This window comes from Gilliamella sp. B14384G12 (assembly GCF_016101825.1).
Taxonomy (GTDB): domain Bacteria; phylum Pseudomonadota; class Gammaproteobacteria; order Enterobacterales; family Orbaceae; genus Gilliamella; species Gilliamella apicola_N.
In genome coordinates this window covers 1-319 of sequence record NZ_JACFPU010000062.1, presented here as the reverse complement: position 1 = coordinate 319, position 319 = coordinate 1, and the positions used below count along the sequence as shown (strand labels likewise).

Annotated in this window: 1 tRNA gene; it reads right to left on the bottom strand. The window is 41.1% G+C overall.

The features are described 5' to 3' along the window. Positions 1-138 precede the first annotated feature (138 nt). Positions 139-214 (bottom strand) — tRNA-Glu (locus H3S73_RS13665). Positions 215-319: the final 105 nt, after the last annotated feature.

The following is a 319-nucleotide window of genomic DNA, read 5'->3' as shown; positions in this document are numbered from 1 at the left end:
AACATAAAAACGAGAACTCGTTTCTTTCAGCTTGTTCCTAATTGTTAAAGAGCTTTATACTTCTATTCACTTTACCATCTCGCGATTTCAAGTAAATACAAACATAATTTTTATAAGAAGCAATTTCATCACATTTTATGGCGTCCCCTAGGGGATTCGAACCCCTGTTACCGCCGTGAAAGGGCGATGTCCTAGGCCTCTAGACGAAGGGGACTTAATCACTTCTTCTTTATAAACAAACAATCTGTGTGAACACTTACGAGCTCTTCGTAAGGAGGTGATCCAACCGCAGGTTCCCCTACGGTTACCTTGTTACGAC